This is a genomic window from Priestia koreensis, from assembly GCF_022646885.1.
Classification (GTDB): domain Bacteria; phylum Bacillota; class Bacilli; order Bacillales; family Bacillaceae_H; genus Bacillus_AG; species Bacillus_AG koreensis_A.
The window spans coordinates 3,212,827-3,231,805 of sequence record NZ_CP061868.1 but is presented as its reverse complement, the minus strand read 5'-3'; the positions used below and the strand labels follow the sequence as shown (position 1 = coordinate 3,231,805).

The following is an 18,979-nucleotide window of genomic DNA, read 5'->3' as shown; positions in this document are numbered from 1 at the left end:
GGTGATACCAGGTGAACAATCAAAGAAAAGTACCGATGCGTAAATGTATCGCGACACAAGAAATGAAACCGAAAAAAGAGCTAGTGCGCGTAGTTCGCTCCAAAGAAGGAGAGGTTTCGATTGATTTAACTGGTAAAAAGTCTGGAAGAGGAGCCTATTTAAATAGAACAAAAGAGGCCATTCTTCTAGCCAAAAAGAAAAACATTTTAGCAAGTCATTTAGAGGTGGCGGTAGACGATCACATCTATGATGAGCTACTTGCACTAGTCGAAGGGGAGACAAAAGCCAATTGATGAAACAAGAAAAATGGTATTCCTTTTTAGGCTTAGCAAATCGAGCACGTAAAGTCATTTCTGGGGAAGAGCTCGTGATTAAGGAAGTGCGTAAGCAAAGCGCCAAACTAGTCATTCTTTCTCAAGATGCATCGGAAAACACCACGAAAAAGGTTCAAGACAAATGCGCTTATTACAAAGTGCCCATCAAATACGTATCGGATCGACATCGCTTAGGGGAAGCAATCGGAAAAGAAGCTCGGGTTGTGATTGCGATCGTTGACGACGGATTTGCGAAAAAGATGTCTACCATGCTCGATTAAATTTTCATGGGGGTGGAAGTGTTGAGCAAAATTCGTGTATATGAGTATGCTAAGAAACATAATGTTTCAAGTAAAGATGTCATTACGAAATTGAAAAATATGCGTATTGATGTTTCTAATCATATGACAGCTTTAGAAGAATCGGCTGTGAAACGATTAGATGAACTGTTTGCTAAAAAACAGCCAAAAGAAACAGTGCAGGAGAGTGCTTCTTCTGTTCCGAGTAACAAAAATAAGGATTATGAAGAGGATGAATATATTAGCGTGAATAAAGATAAATCTTCAAACAAAAACCAACAAACAAAAAAAAATAATCAGCCAACTAAAAACAAACGTAACAACACTAAGCCAGCGGCTCAAAAACCGCCTGTAGCTCCGAAGAAAAAAGAGCTTCCAGAAAAAATTACGTTTGCAGGTAGCTTAACGGTTACTGAACTAGGGAAAAAATTAGGCAAAGAGCCTTCTGAAATTATTAAAAAATTATTCCTTTTAGGCGTTATGGCAACAATCAACCAAGAGCTTGATAAAGATGCAATCGAGCTAATCGCAGGTGAATACGGCGTAGAGGTTGAAGAAGAAGTCATCATCGACGAAACAGAATTTGAAACGCTTGACGTAGAAGATGACGCAGCGGATTTAGTAGAACGTCCAGCAGTCGTTACAATCATGGGACATGTTGACCATGGTAAAACAACGCTTCTTGACTCAATCCGTAACTCAAAAGTTACAGCAGGCGAAGCTGGTGGGATTACACAGCATATCGGTGCTTATCAAATTGAAGCAAACAACAAGAAAATTACGTTCTTAGATACACCAGGACATGCTGCTTTTACAACAATGCGTGCACGTGGAGCACAAGTAACGGACATTACCATTCTAGTTGTTGCAGCAGATGATGGCGTTATGCCACAAACGATTGAAGCAATCAACCATGCGAAAGCGGCAGAAGTTCCAATCATCGTTGCCGTGAATAAAATGGATAAAGAAGCAGCAAATCCAGATCGCGTGATGCAAGAACTAACAGAATACGGTCTTGTATCTGAAGACTGGGGCGGAGACACAATTTTCTGTTACCTATCTGCATTATCTGGAGATGGAATTGACAACCTATTAGAGATGATTCTACTTGTAAGTGAAGTAGAGGAATATAAAGCAAATCCTTCTCGTCGTGCACTTGGAACAGTTATTGAAGCTGAGCTTGACAAAGGCCGCGGTTCTGTAGCAACTCTACTTGTACAAAACGGAACGCTTCGCGTAGGTGATCCAATCGTAGTAGGAAACACATTTGGTCGCGTTCGTGCAATGGTCAATGACCTGGGCCGTCGTGTAAAAGAAGCATTACCGTCAACACCTGTTGAAATTACAGGGCTAAACGAAGTACCATTAGCGGGTGACCGTTTCATGGTATTTGAAGACGAGAAAAAAGCTCGCCAAGTTGGGGAAGCTCGTGCTCAGAAGCAGCTTGAAGCACAGCGTGGAGAGAAAAGCCGCGTAAGCTTAGAAGACTTATTTGAGCAAATCAAACAAGGTGAAGTAAAAGATATCAACATTATCGTAAAAGCAGACGTACAAGGTTCTGTAGAGGCAATGGCTGCTTCACTTCAAAAAATTGAAGTAGAAGGCGTGAAGGTTAAAATTATTCACACAGGCGTTGGAGCAATCACAGAATCAGATATTATCTTAGCATCTGCTTCTAACGCAATCGTAATTGGGTTTAACGTCCGTCCAGACGTGAACGCAAAACGCGTAGCAGAAGCTGAAAATGTTGATGTACGCTTGCACCGCATTATCTACAAAGCGATCGAAGAAATTGAAGCAGCGATGAAAGGGATGCTAGATCCTGAGTACGAAGAAAAAATCATCGGTCAAATGGAAGTTCGTCAAACGTTCAAAGTATCAAAAGTTGGAACGATTGCCGGAAGCTATGTAACAGATGGTAAAGTAACTCGTGACAGTGGCATTCGTCTTATCCGTGACGGCATCGTTATTTTCGAAGGTGAAATCGATGCGCTTAAACGCTTCAAAGATGATGTGAAAGAAGTAGCACAAGGGTACGAGTGTGGCGTAACGATTAAAAACTTTAACGATGTAAAAGAAGGCGACGTAATCGAAGCATACGTGATGGAAGAAATCACTCGTCAATGATTGGATACGTCGAATGTGAATGTATCATTTATGACGCACAGTCCTTAAAGGATAAGCGGTCTGTCTTACAGCGCATTACGACAAGGGTGAAACAGCGTTATAATGTATCCATTTCAGAAATCGATTTTCAGGATCAATGGCAGCGAACCAAGTTTGGAATTGCTGCCATTTCCTCCAATTCAACGGTGACAGAAAAAGAACTGAACCGTGTTCTTGAAATGATAGATTCCTTTCCAGAAATTGAACGTACGCTTACGTCGTTTGATTGGCTATAGAGAAGAGGTGTTTCAAAGATGAAACTACGTGCAAACCGTGTGGGCGAGCAAATGAAAAAAGAACTAGGTGACATCATTGGCCGCAAAATTAAGGACCCACGCATTGGCTTCGTGACAGTAACAGATGTTCAAGTAACGGGGGACCTGCAGCAGGCAACAGTCTTTATTTCAGTGCTTGGTGACGCAGAACAACGTGAGAATACGTTAAAAGGACTAGCAAAGGCGAAAGGATTTATTCGCTCTGAAATTGGTCAGCGTATTCGCTTACGTAAAACCCCAGAAATTACGTTTGAATTTGATGAATCCATTGATTATGGAAATCGCATTGAAACGTTACTGCACGAAATTAAAAAAGACGATCACGAAGAGTAAGCGATCCTTACCTCGTTGATATAGAAAAGGCATTGCCCCGGTAGAAATGACGATGGTGAAATACCCATTAACAGGGGAAATGCCTTTTTTTGTTGCAAGTGTATTGAGAAAGGAAGGAAACAGTACAATGGACGGCATCTTAGTTTTAAATAAACCAAAAGGTCTTACCTCACATGATTGTGTGTTTAAAATCAGAAAAATTTTACGAACGAAAAAAGTAGGTCATACGGGCACGTTAGATCCTGATGTAACAGGCGTACTACCGATCTGTATTGGGCGTGGAACGAAGGTTGTGGAATATTTGACGAACCACTCTAAAACCTACGAAGGAGAAGTCACGCTAGGTCTCTCAACGACAACGGAAGATGCTTCAGGAGAAACCGTGGAGGAGAAAAAGGTTACTCATACGTTCTCTCGCAAGCAGGTACTAGACGTACTTGAATCTCTTACAGGAACGATTCAGCAAACGCCGCCGATGTATTCCGCTGTAAAAGTAAATGGTAAAAAGCTTTACGAATACGCACGTGCAGGAATTGAAGTAGAACGACCAAGTCGTGACATTACGATTCATGAGCTTACCCTTTTAGATGAACGAGAAGAGTTCTCCGGTGAAACGATCTCCTTCCGATTCCGCGTTCACTGTAGCAAAGGGACTTACGTTCGAACTCTTGCCGTTATGATGGGTGAACGTCTAGGCTATCCTGCTCATATGTCAGACCTTATCCGTACAGCCTCAGGTGAATTCACACTGCAGGATTGCTTAACGTTTGAGCAAATTGAGCAGGCTATGGAAGAAGGCACCATTCAAGATCATTTACTACCCATTGAGAAGGCGCTCAATCATTTGCCGAAATGGGTAATTAGTGATACATTAGCAGAGAAAGTGAAAAATGGCGCTGTTCTTGCAAAACCAGATGAAATAACAGATGCCGAACAACTGATCCGAGTAATGGATGAAACGGGACAAGTTCTTGCGATTTATCAAGTTCATCCAACGAAAGAGGATAAAATCAAGCCTGTAAAAGTATTAGCAATTCATACCGAAGATTGACATAGAAAAAGGTGAACGAACTGTGGAAGTAATTGAAATTCAACATCCGCACCATTTTCAGCAAGACGCAATGCCACAAGCCGTAATGGCACTCGGTTATTTTGATGGCGTGCACTTAGGACATCAAGAAGTAATTAAAATGGCGAAGAAAAAAGCTGATGAGAAGGGAATCAAAAGTGCGGTCATGACCTTTGACCCGCATCCATCGGTCGTGCTTGGTAGAAATGTTCAGCACGTCGACATGATCACTCCTCTGCAGCAAAAAATAGAAATCATTGAAGAGCTTGGAATTGATCGACTGTATTTAGTGCATTTTGATCTTGCTTTTGCCAACCTGCTTCCGCAGGAGTTTGTCGATCAGTACATTATCGGATTACATATCAAACATGTAGTAGCAGGCTTTGATTATTCGTATGGAAAAATGGGAAAAGGGACGATGGAAACTTTACCCTTTCATTCGAGAAATCAATTCACGCAAACAGTTATTGATAAGCTAACGTTAGGCGAAGAGAAAATTAGCTCTACCTTTATTAGGAAGTGTTTAAAAGAAGGGAATGTAGACGCATTGTCGGATTTATTAGGAAGAGAATATTCAATTAAAGGTCATGTTGTTCACGGTGATAAAAGGGGCAGACAAATTGGTTTCCCAACCGCAAACGTAGAGTCAGATGACGCTTACCTGATTCCATCGACAGGCGTGTATGCAGTAGAAGCACATGTTCTAGGGCAATGGTACCAAGGCGTATGCAACGTCGGCTACAAGCCAACGTTTAATAAAGAGTCAGATGGAAAACCTACGATCGAAGTTCATTTATTTCAATTTGATGAGCAAGTGTACGATCAGCCAATGGAGGTTCGTTTCTATCAAAAGCTCCGCGGCGAGCAGAAATTCAATGGCATTGAGTCTCTAGTAGCTCAAATTGAAAAGGATAAACAAGAGGCGATTCGCTATTTTAATAAGAAATAATGAAATTTCCTAGAGAAAGACTTGCATTTAGTTGCTAGAAATAGTATTATAACAAATGTATTTAACCATTGCTTGGCGTTGCGCTTCACCAACGTACTGCTAGGTAATTGGGGTTTTTATTAATGAGGAGGTGACTCGGATGGCTATCACACAAGAGCGTAAAAATGAACTAATCGCTGAGTATAAAACTCATGAAAGCGACACTGGTTCTCCAGAGGTACAAATTGCTATCCTTACTGAGCAAATTAACAACCTAAACGAACATTTACGTACACACAAAAAAGATCATCATTCACGTCGTGGTCTTTTAAAGATGGTTGGTAAACGTCGTAACTTACAAACTTATCTTCGTAACAAAGATATCACTCGTTACCGTGAGTTAATCAACAAACTTGGTTTACGTCGATAATCTACAAAAAGCGGGAGCATTCCCGCTTTTTTAGTATGTTAAATTTGATACACAATTAAATTTGTACATATAATTGAAACATATATGTTTTCTTTCGTTTTCGTCTATACTAGAATTAAGTAGGCTAAGCGGGATTTTACATAATAGAGAGGGGTATTAAACTAATGGAACACAACAAACAAGTGTTCTCTATCGAATTAGCTGGTCGTGAGCTAGTTGTCGAAGTTGGGCAGTTAGCAAAGCAAGCGAACGGCGCTGCTTTAATTCGTTATGGAGATACAGCAGTATTAAGTACGGCAACAGCTTCAAAAGAGCCAAAAGATGTCGACTTTTTCCCATTAACAGTTAACTATGAAGAGCGTTTATACGCAGTAGGTAAAATTCCTGGAGGATTCATCAAACGTGAGGGACGTCCAAGTGAACGCGCAATTTTAGCGAGTCGTTTAATTGACCGTCCAATTCGTCCTCTTTTCGCAGATGGTTTCCGTAATGAAGTACAAGTAGTCAGCGTTGTAATGAGCGTAGACCAAAACTGTTCTTCAGAAATGGCTGCTATGTTCGGTTCATCATTAGCACTATCTATTTCTGATATTCCATTCGAAGGACCAATTGCTGGTGTTACGGTTGGGCGTATTGAAGGCAAATTTGTCATCAATCCAACAGTAGAAGAAATGGAAAAGAGCGATATTAACCTTGTTGTAGCAGGAACAAAAGATGCAATCAACATGGTAGAAGCTGGTGCACAAGAAGTACCAGAAGAAATCATGCTTGAAGCGATCATGTTTGGACATGACGAAATTAAGAAACTAATCGCGTTCCAAGAAGAAATTGTGGCTGCGGTTGGAAAAGAAAAAGTAGAAGTTTCATTATATGATGTGGATGCAGATCTAAAAGCTCGCGTAACGGAAATGGCTGAAGCTGACATGAATCGTGCGGTTCAAGTGCAAGAAAAGCATGCACGTGAAAATGCAATCAGCGAAGTGAAATCTGCGATCGTAGCGAAGTTCGAAGAAGAAGAAGCAGATGCTACAACGCTTAAACAAGTGAACGAAATTTTAGGTAAGCTTGTAAAAGCAGAAGTACGTCGCCTTATTACAGAAGAAAAAGTACGTCCAGACGGTCGTAAAATCGACGAAATCCGTCCACTTTCTTCTGAAGTCGGTCTTTTATCACGTACACACGGATCTGGTTTATTCACACGTGGACAAACTCAGGCCCTAAGCATTTGTACACTAGGTGCGCTAGGCGATGTGCAAATTCTTGATGGATTAGGTGTAGAAGAGTCAAAACGCTTCATGCATCATTACAACTTCCCATCCTTCAGCGTTGGTGAAACAAGACCAATGAGAGGTCCAGGACGTCGTGAAATCGGTCACGGTGCACTAGGAGAGCGCGCTCTTGAGCCAGTTATTCCTTCTGAAAAAGACTTCCCTTACACAGTACGTCTTGTATCAGAAGTACTTGAATCGAACGGTTCGACTTCACAAGCAAGTATCTGTGCAAGTACGCTTGCAATGATGGACGCAGGTGTACCACTTAAAGCACCGGTTGCTGGTATCGCAATGGGTCTTATCAAATCTGGTGAATACTACTCTGTATTAACAGATATTCAAGGAATGGAAGATCACCTTGGAGATATGGACTTTAAAGTAGCAGGTACATCAAAAGGTGTAACGGCACTACAAATGGATATTAAAATCGACGGGTTATCACGTGAGATTTTAGAAGAAGCATTAGAGCAAGCGAAAAAAGGCCGTATGCAAATTCTAGAACACATGATGACAACGATCAACCAACCGCGTACAGAGCTTTCACGCTACGCACCTAAGATTCTAACAATGTCTATTAACCCTGATAAAATTCGCGATGTTATTGGGCCAAGCGGTAAGCAAATCAATAAAATCATCGAAGAAACAGGCGTTAAAATCGATATCGAGCAAGATGGTACAATCTTCATCTCTTCTATTGAGAGTGAAATGAACCAAAAAGCGAAGAAAATCATCGAAGACCTTGTTCGTGAAGTAGAAGTTGGTCAAATGTACTTAGGAAAAGTAAAACGCATTGAGAAATTCGGAGCTTTCGTTGAATTATTCAGCGGTAAAGACGGATTAGTACACATCTCAGAACTAGCTGAAGAACGTATCGGCAAAGTAGAAGATGTTGTTTCAATGGGCGATGAGCTTCTTGTAAAAGTAATGGAAATCGACAAACAAGGCCGTGTAAACCTATCACGCAAAGCGATTCTAAAAGAACAGCGCGAAGCGGAGCAAAAAGAACAACAACAATAAAGCCAGAGCTGGGATGTCCCAGCTTTTTTTTTAGCCAGTCTTTTGGTCGAATGCGATGAAATTGCTTCTATTAGGGTTCTTCTAAGCTGTACAAAAAGCGTGTGAATAAAGACTAATCTGTTTAGGGTTTTACGAGTGCCACGAAAAAAAGACCGAAACGGAAGATGGGACACTCCTGCAGGAGCAACAAGCTAGATGAGACCCTGCAGAAGCCAAGCGACGAGGAGGCTCATTGCTTACCCTGCGGAAAGGGAGTAATCTGAAGTGAAGGTCTATCCTATTTAGGGTTCTACTCGTCCAAACATTTCGGTGACTTTAGTCGCAAGGCCAGTTCTACCTTGTCCTCTCTTAACATATTTTTTATGATAAGGGAGGGAGTAGAATTGAAGAAATCTACGCTACAACTAATTGCATTTGTGTTTTTATTTATCTTTACATATAAGATGGTCCAAAACCCATTTACGGATGAATACATTCAAGTCATGAAATCAAAGGACACACCACATGATCGGCTTTACGAAGAGATCGCTCAAAAAGCACAAAAGTATGAAATTCCACCACAAAAATGCTAAAGTAGATACCGTGTGGAAGCTTACACCCGGCTACAATGGACTGAAGGTGGATATTAATGCTTCATATAAACATATGAAAAAATCGGGTGTCTTTCAGCGTAATAAGCTCGTATACACACAGGTACCACCAACGGTTCATTTGAACGACTTAAAACCAGCACCTATTTACCGAGGAAATCCAGAGAAGCCAATGGTCTCTCTGCTCATTAACGTTGCCTGGGGAAATGAATATATTCCGTCTATGCTTGAGACGCTCAAAAAGCAACATGTCAAAGCAACTTTCTTTTTAGAAGGAAGATGGGTAAAAAATAATCCAGAAATGGCTAAAATGATTGTAGATGCAGGTCATGAAGTTGGAAATCACTCCTATACGCATCCTAACATGGCGGTACTAACAGCTGCGAAAATCAAAGAACAGCTAGAGAGCACAAACCAAATCATCGAATCGACGACAGGTCAAAAAGTGAAGTGGTTTGCGCCACCAAGCGGCAGCTACCGGGACGAGGTCGTAAACATTGCAGCAACGCTTAAACTACATACGATTATGTGGAGTGTGGATACAATTGATTGGCAAAAACCAAGCCCTGACGTTCTCCTTAACCGAGTGATGGGCAAAGTTCACCCAGGAGCGATGGTTTTGATGCATCCAACAGAATCTACGGCTGGCGCATTAGACCGTTTAATTACGCAAATAAAAGCAAAAGGATATACGCTTGGAAATGTGTCAACATTACTTAATGAAGAACGAGTGATGAAAGATCAATAGGTGATTGACAAAAGAGGAGGCAATAGCTTGATTAACAGATATACTTGCAAAAATGGAGTACGAATTGTATTAGAAAACATTCCAACGGTGCGTTCTGTCGCAATTGGTGTATGGATTGGAACAGGATCACGAAATGAAGATCCGACTATTAACGGTGTGTCGCACTTTTTAGAGCACATGTTTTTCAAAGGAACAAAAACACGCTCAGCGCGCGATATTGCGGAAAGCTTTGATCGTATCGGCGGACAAGTGAATGCGTTCACGTCAAAAGAGTATACGTGCTATTATGCAAAAGTTCTAGACGAGCATGCAGATCAAGCCCTAGATACGCTTGCAGATATGTTCTTTAACTCAACGTTTGATGAAGAAGAGTTGAAGCGCGAGAAAAACGTTGTGTACGAGGAAATTAAAATGTACGAAGATGCGCCAGATGATATTGTTCATGATCTTCTAAGCAAAGCATCTTTTGGTAATCATCCATTAGGATACCCGATTTTAGGAACAGAAGCGACGCTTGATACATTCAACGGCGATTCAATGCGCGATTATATGAGCAAAACATATATTCCAGAAAACGTCGTGATCTCTGTAGCAGGAAACATCGATGATTCGTTTGTGCAAGAAATCGAAAAGTATTTCGGTGAATATACGTCACCACACAAACCACAGCAGGCAGAAAAGCCAACGTTCTTTACGGAAAAACTAGCGCGCAAAAAAGATACAGAGCAAGCACATCTATGCTTAGGGTTTGAAGGTCTTGCGATCGGATCAAAAGATGTGTACAGCTTAATCGTGTTAAATAACGTGCTTGGTGGAAGCATGAGTAGCCGTCTGTTCCAAGATGTTCGTGAACAGCGTGGTCTCGCTTATTCGGTCTTTTCTTACCATTCTTCTTACCGCGACAACGGGCTTGTGACGATCTACGGAGGAACAGGAAGCAACCAGCTAGATGTTCTGTATGATACAATTCAAGACACGTTAAATGAGTTAAAAGATAAAGGGATTACCGACAAAGAGCTTAACAATAGCAAAGAACAGCTAAAAGGAAATCTAATGCTGAGCTTAGAGAGTACGAACAGCCGTATGAGCCGTAACGGGAAAAATGAGTTAATGCTTGGGGAGCATCGTTCACTGGATGACATTATTCAGCTTGTTAGTGATGTAACAAAACCAAGCGTGGATGAATTAGCACGTCGTATTTTTAAAGACGACTTTGCGCTTTCTCTAATCAGTCCATCAGGTGATCTTCCAAAAAGCTTACGAAAATAATAGGCATGTTTTTCTTTTCCCCTTTTATATATGATAGTAGAACATTGCGAAGGGGTGGAAAAGATGCGGTTAAGTGAGCTTAGTGGAAAAGAAATTGTTGATATAAAAAAAGCGGAACGCCTCGGCATTTTAGGTCAAACGGATTTAGAAATTAACGAGCAGTCAGGACAAATCAATGCATTGATCATTCCGACTGTAAAATGGTTTGGCTTTAAGCGCCAAGGAAATGAAATTCGCGTTCCGTGGAGCCATATTCAAAAGATCGGTACGGATATGATTATTGTGGATATTGCCGAGTATGAGCTAAGCGAATGAGAAACCTCTCTGACAGTTGTCAGAGAGGTTTTTTTATGGAGAAAAAAGATCCCCCCAAGTGTTTAATAGTGAGATACATAGTAGATGAAGCAGTCTGTATTTAGATTAATAAAACTATGTTCTAAATAATAATTAAGAAGAAAGATTCAGTTTCAGTAAGAAAGCGAAGAAAGATTCACCCATTCCCGCCTTAGAACATAATATGTTGGAGAAAAAGGTCGTTAGGCAAAAGGTAGGGTTTCAATAGAGTTTATGGCAGCCTTTTTTAATACACTACAAAGCACGCATCTTAGGAAAAGAAGGTGAACTAATAAGATGTTGACTGATTTGCATATCGCTGTCATCGGTGGTGATGCGAGACAGTTGGAAGTTATTCGAAAACTAATTGAATTAGATGCCAAAGTATCATTGATAGGATTTGATCAGCTTGATCACGGGTTTGCAGGTGCAACCAAATATCAAATTACCGAAGTAAACTTTTCAGATGTGGATGCGATTATTCTTCCAGTCCCGGGCACGAACCACGAAGGGCAAGTCGATACCATTTTTTCAAATGAAAAAGTAATACTTACTCAAAAGATGGTGGAACAAACACCATCTCACTGTGTTCTATACTCAGGTATCACCAATGATTATTTAAATACGCTTGTGAAAAACACAAAGCGGCGCTTAGTACAGCTATTTGAACGCGATGATGTGGCCATCTACAATTCAATTCCAACGGTCGAAGGAACGATCATGATGGCCATTCAGCACACGGATTTCACGATTCATGGCTCAAATATCCTCGTTTTAGGCTTAGGGCGAGTTGGAATGAGCGTTGCCCGATCGTTTGCTTCATTAGGGGCACACGTGAAAGTAGGCGCAAGAAAATCAGAGCATATCGCTCGTATTACAGAAATGGGGCTTACTCCGTTTCAGTTAGCTGATCTGGCACAGCATGCGACAAACGTTGATATTTGCATTAATACAATTCCGTATCCAATCTTAACGACCGGTGTGATTTCGAAAATGCCGTCTCATGCGTTTATTATTGATTTGGCATCCAAACCAGGTGGAACTGATTTTAGATACGCTGAGAAACGCGGTATTAAGGCAATACTCGCACCAGGACTTCCAGGAATTGTTGCTCCTAAAACAGCGGGGAAAATTTTAGCGAACGTTTTGGCGCAGCTATTGACTGATGAAGCAAAGAAAAGAGAGGAGAAAAAATCTTGACATCATTTAAAGGAAGACGAATTGGCTTTGGCTTGACTGGTTCTCATTGCACATATGAAGAAGTGATGCCTCAAATTGAAAAGCTCGTCTCGCTAGGTGCAGAAGTAATTCCAGTCGTGTCATATACCGTGCAAACAACGAGCACACGATTCGGAGAGAGCGAAGAATGGATTAAGCGAATTGAAGATATTACAGGAAATCCTGTTGTCGATACGATCGTAAAAGCAGAGCCGTTAGGACCAAAGCTTCCACTCGATTGCATGATCATAGCACCGATGACAGGAAACAGCATGAGTAAATTTGCGAATGCAATGAACGAATCCCCTGTGTTAATGGCAGCGAAAGCGACTATGCGTAATCATCGTCCAGTCGTACTTGGTATTTCAACAAACGATGCACTTGGATTAAACGGTGTGAATTTGATGAGGCTTATGGCAGCCAAAGACATTTATTTCATCCCATTTGGTCAAGACGACCCGATTGGCAAACCAAACTCAATGGTAGCTCGCATGGAGCAACTCGTTGATACGGTGCTAGCAGCCTTAAAAGGCGAGCAATTACAGCCGGTTATTGTCGAGAAATTCCGTGATAGCGAAAAATGAGGAAAATTGATAGAATGGGGAAGAGAAGATTTTATAAAATCTTCTCTTCTTTAGCGTAATAGTATGATAAAATAATAGCTATTCATTTATCCCGCATAAGCAGGATGATGACGTCATACCAGACGCCAAAACCCTGTCAAAGCTCGATAAAACATAACAATCGTTACTTAACAATAACAAGTACAAAGATGAAATGGGAATTGTGAACCGAATTTGGAGGGAACGAATATGTCAGAGAATGGATTACACGTAGCAGTAGTTGGAGCAACAGGAGCAGTGGGGCAGCAAATGCTTGCCACACTTGAAAAACGAGATTTTCCAATTGGTAAACTTACACTTCTTTCATCTGCACGTTCAGCAGGTAAAAAAGTTTCTTTTAAAGGGCAAGAATATGAAGTGCAAGAAGCAACTCCTGAAAGCTTTGAAGGCGTTCAAATCGCATTGTTCAGCGCAGGTGGTAGCGTATCAAAGCAATTTGCACCTGAAGCAGTAAAACGCGGTGCAATTGTTGTGGACAACACAAGTGCATACCGCATGGATCCGAACGTACCTTTAGTTGTACCAGAAGTGAACGAAGAAGATATTAAGCTTCACAACGGAATCATTGCCAATCCAAACTGTTCAACGATTCAAATGGTTGTCGCACTAGAACCGATCCGTCAGGCCTTTGGCTTAGATAAAGTAGTTGTATCCACTTATCAAGCGGTATCAGGTGCGGGTGCAGCTGCAATCAACGAATTAAAAACACAAGCACAGGCTATTTTAAATGGTGAAGAGTTCACACCTGAAATTCTTCCGGTGGGCAGCGATAAAAAGCATTATCAAATTGCGTTTAATGCGATCCCGCAAATCGATAAATTCCAAGACAATGGATTTACGTTTGAAGAGATGAAAATGATCAATGAAACGAAGAAAATTATGCATATGCCTGAACTTTCAGTAGCAGCGACATGTGTTCGTCTTCCAGTTGTCACAGGACACTCTGAATCTGTATATATTGAAATTAACAAGCAAGGTGTTTCAGCGCAAGAAGTAAAATCTCTACTTTCAACTGCACCTGGTGTAGTATTACAAGACGATCCAGAAAACCAAGTATATCCAATGCCGGCCGATGCTGTAGGGAAAAATGATACATTTGTCGGACGTATTCGTAAAGATTTAGATAAGGATACAGGTTTCCATCTATGGGTTGTTTCTGATAATCTATTAAAGGGCGCTGCATGGAACTCTGTGCAGATCGCTGAATCTTTACTGAAGCTTGGACTTGTTAAATAACAACACGATCTGAAGCAACGAACGAGGTGGAAGTATGAAGATAATAGTCCAAAAATTTGGAGGTACTTCGGTCCGCGATGAACGTGGACGCACCATGGCTTTAGAACATATCAGACATGCGTTAAACGAAGATTACAAGGTGGTTGTTGTCGTTTCAGCAATGGGACGTAAGGGAGAACCTTACGCTACTGACACACTGTTGTCCTTAGTCGATGCAAACGAAGCGCTTCTAAATAAGCGTGAACTAGATATGCTCATGTCATGCGGAGAATTAATTTCTTCCGTTGTATTTACCAATATGTTAAATGCGAATGGAATGAACGCGACAGCACTTAGCGGTGCTCAAGCTGGATTCCAAACGAACAACGATTTTACAAATGCCAAAATCCTTGAGATGAACTGTGACCGCGTGCTACAAGAGCTTGAAGAGCATGATGTAGTCGTAGTTGCAGGGTTCCAAGGGGCTACCATGAGCGGTGATATTACAACACTTGGCCGTGGCGGCAGTGACACGTCTGCTTCAGCACTTGGGGCAGCGCTTGAAGCTGATTTTATTGACATTTTTACCGATGTAGAAGGGGTTATGACTGCAGATCCACGTATTGTGGAAGATGCGCGTCCTCTTTCGGTATTAACGTACAATGAAATTTGCAACATGGCTTATCAGGGAGCAAAAGTCGTTCATCCACGTGCAGTTGAAATTGCCATGCAGGCAAAAATTCCAATGCGCGTTCGCTCTACGTACTCTGAGTCTGAAGGAACGCTTGTCACCTCTCTTGGTCATGCAAAAGGCCATGGTAGTGATATTCAAGAGCGTCTCGTAACAGGTATTGCCCATGTTTCAAACGTGACGCAAATTAAAGTAAAAGCCAAAGAGGGTCACTATGATCTTCAATCGGAAGTGTTCCGAGCGATGGCGAATGAAGAAATTAGCGTTGATTTTATTAACATTTCTCCGAATGCCGTCGTGTATACAGTTACAAATGAAGCGACAAATCGTGCCATTGAAGTTCTGAATGAACTTGGTCATGATCCAGTCGTGACACGTCATTGTGCGAAAGTATCAACAGTAGGAGCGGGAATCGCCGGAGTACCTGGTGTAACCGCGAAAATTGTGACCGCTTTGTCACAAGAGGGAATTCAAATTCTTCAATCAGCTGATAGCCATACGACGATTTGGGTATTAGTAAAAGAAGAAGATTTAAAACAAGCGGTTAATGCACTTCATAATGCATTTGAGCTTTCAAAAATGAATGTATAAACAAGTATTAGGAGTGAAAGCATGATTGATTTTGGGAAAGTTGCAACTGCAATGGTCACCCCTTTCGATAATAAAGAAAACATTGATTTTGCCAAAACGACCGAGTTGATTAATTATTTAATCGACAACGGTTCTGATTCCCTCGTTATTGCAGGGACTACTGGCGAATCACCGACTTTAACAAATGAGGAAAAGCTTGCTCTTTTCCGCCATGTGGTAGAAGTTGTGGATGGACGTGTTCCTGTTATTGCAGGGACAGGAAGCAACAATACGCGTGCATCAATTGATATGACGAAGAAGGCAGAAGAAATTGGTGTAGATGCAGTAATGCTTGTGGCACCGTATTACAATAAGCCTAGCCAAGATGGCTTGTATCTTCACTTCAAGACGATCGCAGAAAGCACAAAGCTACCTGTAATGCTTTATAATGTACCGGGCCGTTCCATTGTGAGTCTTGCTGTTGAGACGGTTGTACGTTTATCACAGCTTCCAAATGTGGTCGCAATTAAAGATGCAGGCGGAGATCTAGATACAATGACTGAATTCATTGCCAATACACCGGATGATTTTGCTGTATATAGCGGTGATGATAGCTTAACATTACCTTCTTTAGCTATTGGAGCGAATGGGATTGTATCTGTTGCCTCACATGTAATTGGAAACGAAATGCAGCAAATGATTCGCTTGTTTGAAAGCGGTCATTATCCACAGGCAGCGAAGCAGCATCAGCGTTTAGCACCTGTCATGAAGGGACTATTCGCAGCACCAAGTCCAACCCCAGTGAAGACGGCTCTTCAATTAAAAGGGTTAGACACAGGACCTGTGCGCCTTCCGTTAATTCCATTAACAGAAACAGAGCGTACAACGCTTGTGCAACTGCTTGAAACGTTATAAAAAGGAATCCTATGTCACTTTGGCATAGGATTTTTCTATGTATGAAAAGGATAATGGTGAAAGAAGCGGAATATACAATATCAAAAGGAATAAGAAAGAGGGAGAAAGATGAAAAAGCTGTATACAGATTTCTTTTTGTTTTTTGATATTTCCGTTTTGTTTTTATGTTTAATCACGGGCGTTGTGTTTTTAAGCGTTCAGAACATTACGTGGTGGCTGTTGGTGCATGTTAGCATCGGGCTTGTTGTGTTTATGTTCAGTGAATATTTCACGCACCGATTTCTGTTTCATTTAAAAGCACCGAAAAATCCTTTTTTTCTAAGGTTATTAAAGCGCTTACATTATGACCATCACACAGATCCAAACGATTTACATCTGCTCTTTTTACCTATCTGGTACAGTCTTCCAAACTTTGCGATCTTAAGTAGCATTTATTATGTAATAGTCGGGAGTTTCACATCAACAATCGCATTTGGAATGGGTCTCATCGCAATGCTCTTAACGTATGAATGGAAACATTATGTCGCTCATCGCCCTCTTAAACCAAAAACTCGCTTAGGAAAATGGCTGAAAAAAACTCATATTCTTCATCACTACAAAAATGAAAATTATTGGTTTGGCGTATCAAATCCGCTTATGGATGTCTTGTTTGGAACGTTAGAAAATGAAAAGAAAGTACAGACGAGTGAAACGGCTAAAAACTTAGAAAATAGCCGTTAAAGAGGGAGCATGAAAATACGAGAGGACGATTTCATGTAGAACAACAGAATAAGATTGAAAGAATTGCTCGCATGTTATTCTGTTGAAAAATGGTTTCCAGTCAAGGAAAATCATTGTACACCAATTTCTACATCAGTTATAATACTAGTAAGTGACTTTGAGCGGCTTTATATGATGTAGGAGGAACTAGGTTGAATATGAAAAAGACAGAAAATATCAAAATCTTCGCTCTAGGAGGAGTAGGAGAAATAGGCAAAAATATGTATGTAGTGGAATTGGATGACGATATCTACGTAGTAGACGCAGGTCTTATGTCTCCAGAAAATGAAATGTTCGGTATCGATGTTGTCATTCCAGACGTTTCATACTTATTGGAAAACAAGCATCGGGTAAGAGCAATTTTTCTTACCCACGGGCATGATGAAAATATCGGCGGTTTACCATTCATTCTACGTAAGCTAGATGCGCCAGTTTACGGGACAAAATTTACGATTGCGTTGGCGAAAGAAAAGCTCTCAGAAGTTGGTGTGAACAAAAAGCAATTATTATATGTGATTGATACGGACAAAACAATTCGCCACGAGCGAACAAACGTTACATTCTTCTCCACAAGCCACAGCATTCCAGGCTCAATTGGGATCGCATTTCATACGTCTGAAGGAGCGATTGTTCATACAGGGGATTTCAAATTCGATCAAACACCTGTTGGCAATCAGCGTGCTGATATTGGGAAAATGGCAGCGCTTGGCGAAGAGGGCGTATTGTTTTTATTATCAGATAGCACCAATGCTGAGCGACCAGGCTATACGGCCTCTGAAGCTTCTGTAGCAAATGAGATGATGAAATCATTCCGTCAAGCAAAACAGCGGGTAATTGTTGCCACATCTCTCACTCACGTGTACCGCATTCAGCAGGTAATTGACGCAGCTGTAGAAACAAATCGAAAAGTAGTCGTGCTAGGTCGTACGCTTCAGCGCATGGTTGACGTAGCAAGTGATCTTGATCAGTTATCTGTACCAGAGGAATTGTTTGTTTCTCCTCAGGAGATGAGCAAATATAGCGATTCAGAGCTGATCGTTTTGACAGCAGGAACGCATCAGGAGCCACTTCTGCCGTTCGTTCGTATGCTGCGTCAAAATGATAAATTTGTCGGAGTAAAGCAGACGGATACGATTATTATTTCAGTCGTCCCTGCACCACGAAATGAGCTTCCTTTTTCGAAAATCATTGATCAATTGTTCCGCACTGGAGCAAAAGTGATATATGGCCGTCAGCCTGTGACTGTATCAGGAAACGGAAGTCAAGAAGAGCTTAAGTTCATGCTTAATCTCATGAAGCCGACCTATTTTATACCGATTCAAGGCGAATATCGCATGCAAATGGCTCATGCAAAGCTCGCGGCAGAAGTAGGTCTATCAAAAGACCGTATCTTTATTGTTGATAAAGGGGACGTAATTGACTATAAAAAAGGAACGCCGTCCGTTTCGACAAAAGTACCATCTGGAAACACGCTTATTGATGGATTAGGTGTAGGAGATGTAGGAAATATCGTTCTACGCGATCGTCGTCTTCTTTCACAGGATGGAATTTTGCTCGTAGTCGTTACAATTGACAAAGCAAATCGAAAAATTGTGACAGGTCCTGAAATTATTTCAAGAGGGTTCGTATATGTTCGAGAATCTGAGCAGCTATTACGTGAGGCTACAGAACGAGTAGAGCAGCTGCTTATAGACTCTATTCGTGAACGCACAATCGAATGGTCCTCCCTTAAATTAGGAATGAGAGAGAGCCTTAATCAATTTTTATATGAAAAAACAAAGAGACGCCCAATGATTTTACCAATTATTATGGAAATATAAGCTGAACAGCTCAAAGTCAAATAGTCGTAGAAAAGCAAAAGGATGGATTCGTGCCGATACAGGTTCTAATCCGTCCTTTTTTTATGAGCAAAGAATGAAGTTAAAAGAGGAAAATAAGCATGAAAA

18 protein-coding genes and 1 pseudogene are annotated in these 18,979 nt (G+C 41.1%); all 19 read left to right on the top strand.

The features are described 5' to 3' along the window. Positions 1 to 11 precede the first annotated feature (11 nt). The 19 genes and pseudogenes from rnpM to IE339_RS16920 all read left to right on the top strand — a co-directional run bounded on the left by rnpM (position 12) and on the right by IE339_RS16920 (position 18,853). Positions 12 to 293 (top strand): RNase P modulator RnpM, encoded by a 282-nt coding sequence (gene rnpM, locus IE339_RS17010; protein WP_053401671.1) that lies wholly within the window; start codon positions 12 to 14, stop codon positions 291 to 293. Further along, positions 293 to 595: a YlxQ family RNA-binding protein gene (locus IE339_RS17005; protein WP_053401775.1), complete on the top strand. Its 303-nt coding sequence runs from the start codon at positions 293 to 295 to the stop codon at positions 593 to 595. The genes rnpM and IE339_RS17005 overlap by 1 nt, the downstream gene beginning before the upstream one ends. A 21-nt stretch (positions 596 to 616) precedes the next feature. After that, a complete protein-coding gene (gene infB / locus IE339_RS17000; RefSeq protein WP_242169466.1) occupies positions 617 to 2,740 on the top strand; it encodes a translation initiation factor IF-2 in 2,124 nt (707 codons plus the stop codon). Then, the gene (locus tag IE339_RS16995) at positions 2,737 to 3,015 is read left to right on the top strand and encodes a DUF503 domain-containing protein (RefSeq protein ID WP_242169464.1); all 279 of its coding nucleotides are present in this window, start codon (positions 2,737 to 2,739) and stop codon (positions 3,013 to 3,015) included. The genes infB and IE339_RS16995 overlap by 4 nt, the downstream gene beginning before the upstream one ends. Before the next feature lie 18 nt (positions 3,016 to 3,033). Further along, a complete protein-coding gene (rbfA, locus tag IE339_RS16990; RefSeq protein WP_053401668.1) occupies positions 3,034 to 3,387 on the top strand; it encodes a 30S ribosome-binding factor RbfA in 354 nt (117 codons plus the stop codon). 127 nt (positions 3,388 to 3,514) lie between these two features. Next, positions 3,515 to 4,438 (top strand): tRNA pseudouridine(55) synthase TruB, encoded by a 924-nt coding sequence (gene truB, locus IE339_RS16985; protein WP_242169461.1) that lies wholly within the window; start codon positions 3,515 to 3,517, stop codon positions 4,436 to 4,438. 22 nt (positions 4,439 to 4,460) lie between these two features. Next, positions 4,461 to 5,405: a bifunctional riboflavin kinase/FAD synthetase gene (gene ribF, locus IE339_RS16980; protein WP_242169460.1), complete on the top strand. Its 945-nt coding sequence runs from the start codon at positions 4,461 to 4,463 to the stop codon at positions 5,403 to 5,405. A gap of 139 nt (positions 5,406 to 5,544) precedes the next feature. Beyond that, positions 5,545 to 5,814 carry a 30S ribosomal protein S15 gene (rpsO, locus tag IE339_RS16975; protein ID WP_242169458.1) on the top strand — a complete coding sequence of 90 codons (270 nt, stop codon included), beginning with the start codon at positions 5,545 to 5,547 and terminating at the stop codon, positions 5,812 to 5,814. 164 nt (positions 5,815 to 5,978) lie between these two features. Continuing rightward, a complete protein-coding gene (gene pnp / locus IE339_RS16970) occupies positions 5,979 to 8,102 on the top strand; it encodes a polyribonucleotide nucleotidyltransferase (RefSeq protein ID WP_242169456.1) in 2,124 nt (707 codons plus the stop codon). A 383-nt stretch (positions 8,103 to 8,485) separates the two neighbouring features. Continuing rightward, a pseudogene (locus IE339_RS16965) lies at positions 8,486 to 9,440 on the top strand (polysaccharide deacetylase family protein). Positions 9,441 to 9,467: 27 nt separating this feature from the next. Next, positions 9,468 to 10,709, top strand: a complete 1,242-nt coding sequence (locus IE339_RS16960; RefSeq protein ID WP_242169454.1) for a M16 family metallopeptidase — start codon at positions 9,468 to 9,470, stop codon at positions 10,707 to 10,709. A 63-nt stretch (positions 10,710 to 10,772) separates the two neighbouring features. Further along, positions 10,773 to 11,024 (top strand): YlmC/YmxH family sporulation protein, encoded by a 252-nt coding sequence (locus IE339_RS16955; protein WP_242169452.1) that lies wholly within the window; start codon positions 10,773 to 10,775, stop codon positions 11,022 to 11,024. A 315-nt stretch (positions 11,025 to 11,339) separates the two neighbouring features. After that, entirely contained in the window at positions 11,340 to 12,242 is a 903-nt protein-coding gene (gene dpaA / locus IE339_RS16950) for a dipicolinic acid synthetase subunit A (RefSeq protein WP_242169450.1), read from the top strand. Further along, complete coding sequence (dpaB, locus tag IE339_RS16945) at positions 12,239 to 12,844, top strand: dipicolinate synthase subunit B (RefSeq protein ID WP_242169448.1); 606 nt, start codon at positions 12,239 to 12,241, stop codon at positions 12,842 to 12,844. The genes dpaA and dpaB overlap by 4 nt, the downstream gene beginning before the upstream one ends. A gap of 228 nt (positions 12,845 to 13,072) precedes the next feature. Continuing rightward, the gene (asd, locus tag IE339_RS16940) at positions 13,073 to 14,119 is read left to right on the top strand and encodes an aspartate-semialdehyde dehydrogenase (protein WP_242169446.1); all 1,047 of its coding nucleotides are present in this window, start codon (positions 13,073 to 13,075) and stop codon (positions 14,117 to 14,119) included. Between the two features lie 34 nt (positions 14,120 to 14,153). Further along, positions 14,154 to 15,380: an aspartate kinase gene (gene dapG, locus IE339_RS16935; protein WP_242169444.1), complete on the top strand. Its 1,227-nt coding sequence runs from the start codon at positions 14,154 to 14,156 to the stop codon at positions 15,378 to 15,380. Between the two features lie 21 nt (positions 15,381 to 15,401). Beyond that, positions 15,402 to 16,274: a 4-hydroxy-tetrahydrodipicolinate synthase gene (gene dapA / locus IE339_RS16930; protein WP_242169442.1), complete on the top strand. Its 873-nt coding sequence runs from the start codon at positions 15,402 to 15,404 to the stop codon at positions 16,272 to 16,274. A gap of 108 nt (positions 16,275 to 16,382) precedes the next feature. Beyond that, the gene (locus IE339_RS16925; protein ID WP_242169440.1) at positions 16,383 to 16,994 is read left to right on the top strand and encodes a sterol desaturase family protein; all 612 of its coding nucleotides are present in this window, start codon (positions 16,383 to 16,385) and stop codon (positions 16,992 to 16,994) included. A gap of 191 nt (positions 16,995 to 17,185) precedes the next feature. Continuing rightward, entirely contained in the window at positions 17,186 to 18,853 is a 1,668-nt protein-coding gene (locus IE339_RS16920; RefSeq protein WP_242169438.1) for a ribonuclease J, read from the top strand. Positions 18,854 to 18,979: the final 126 nt, after the last annotated feature.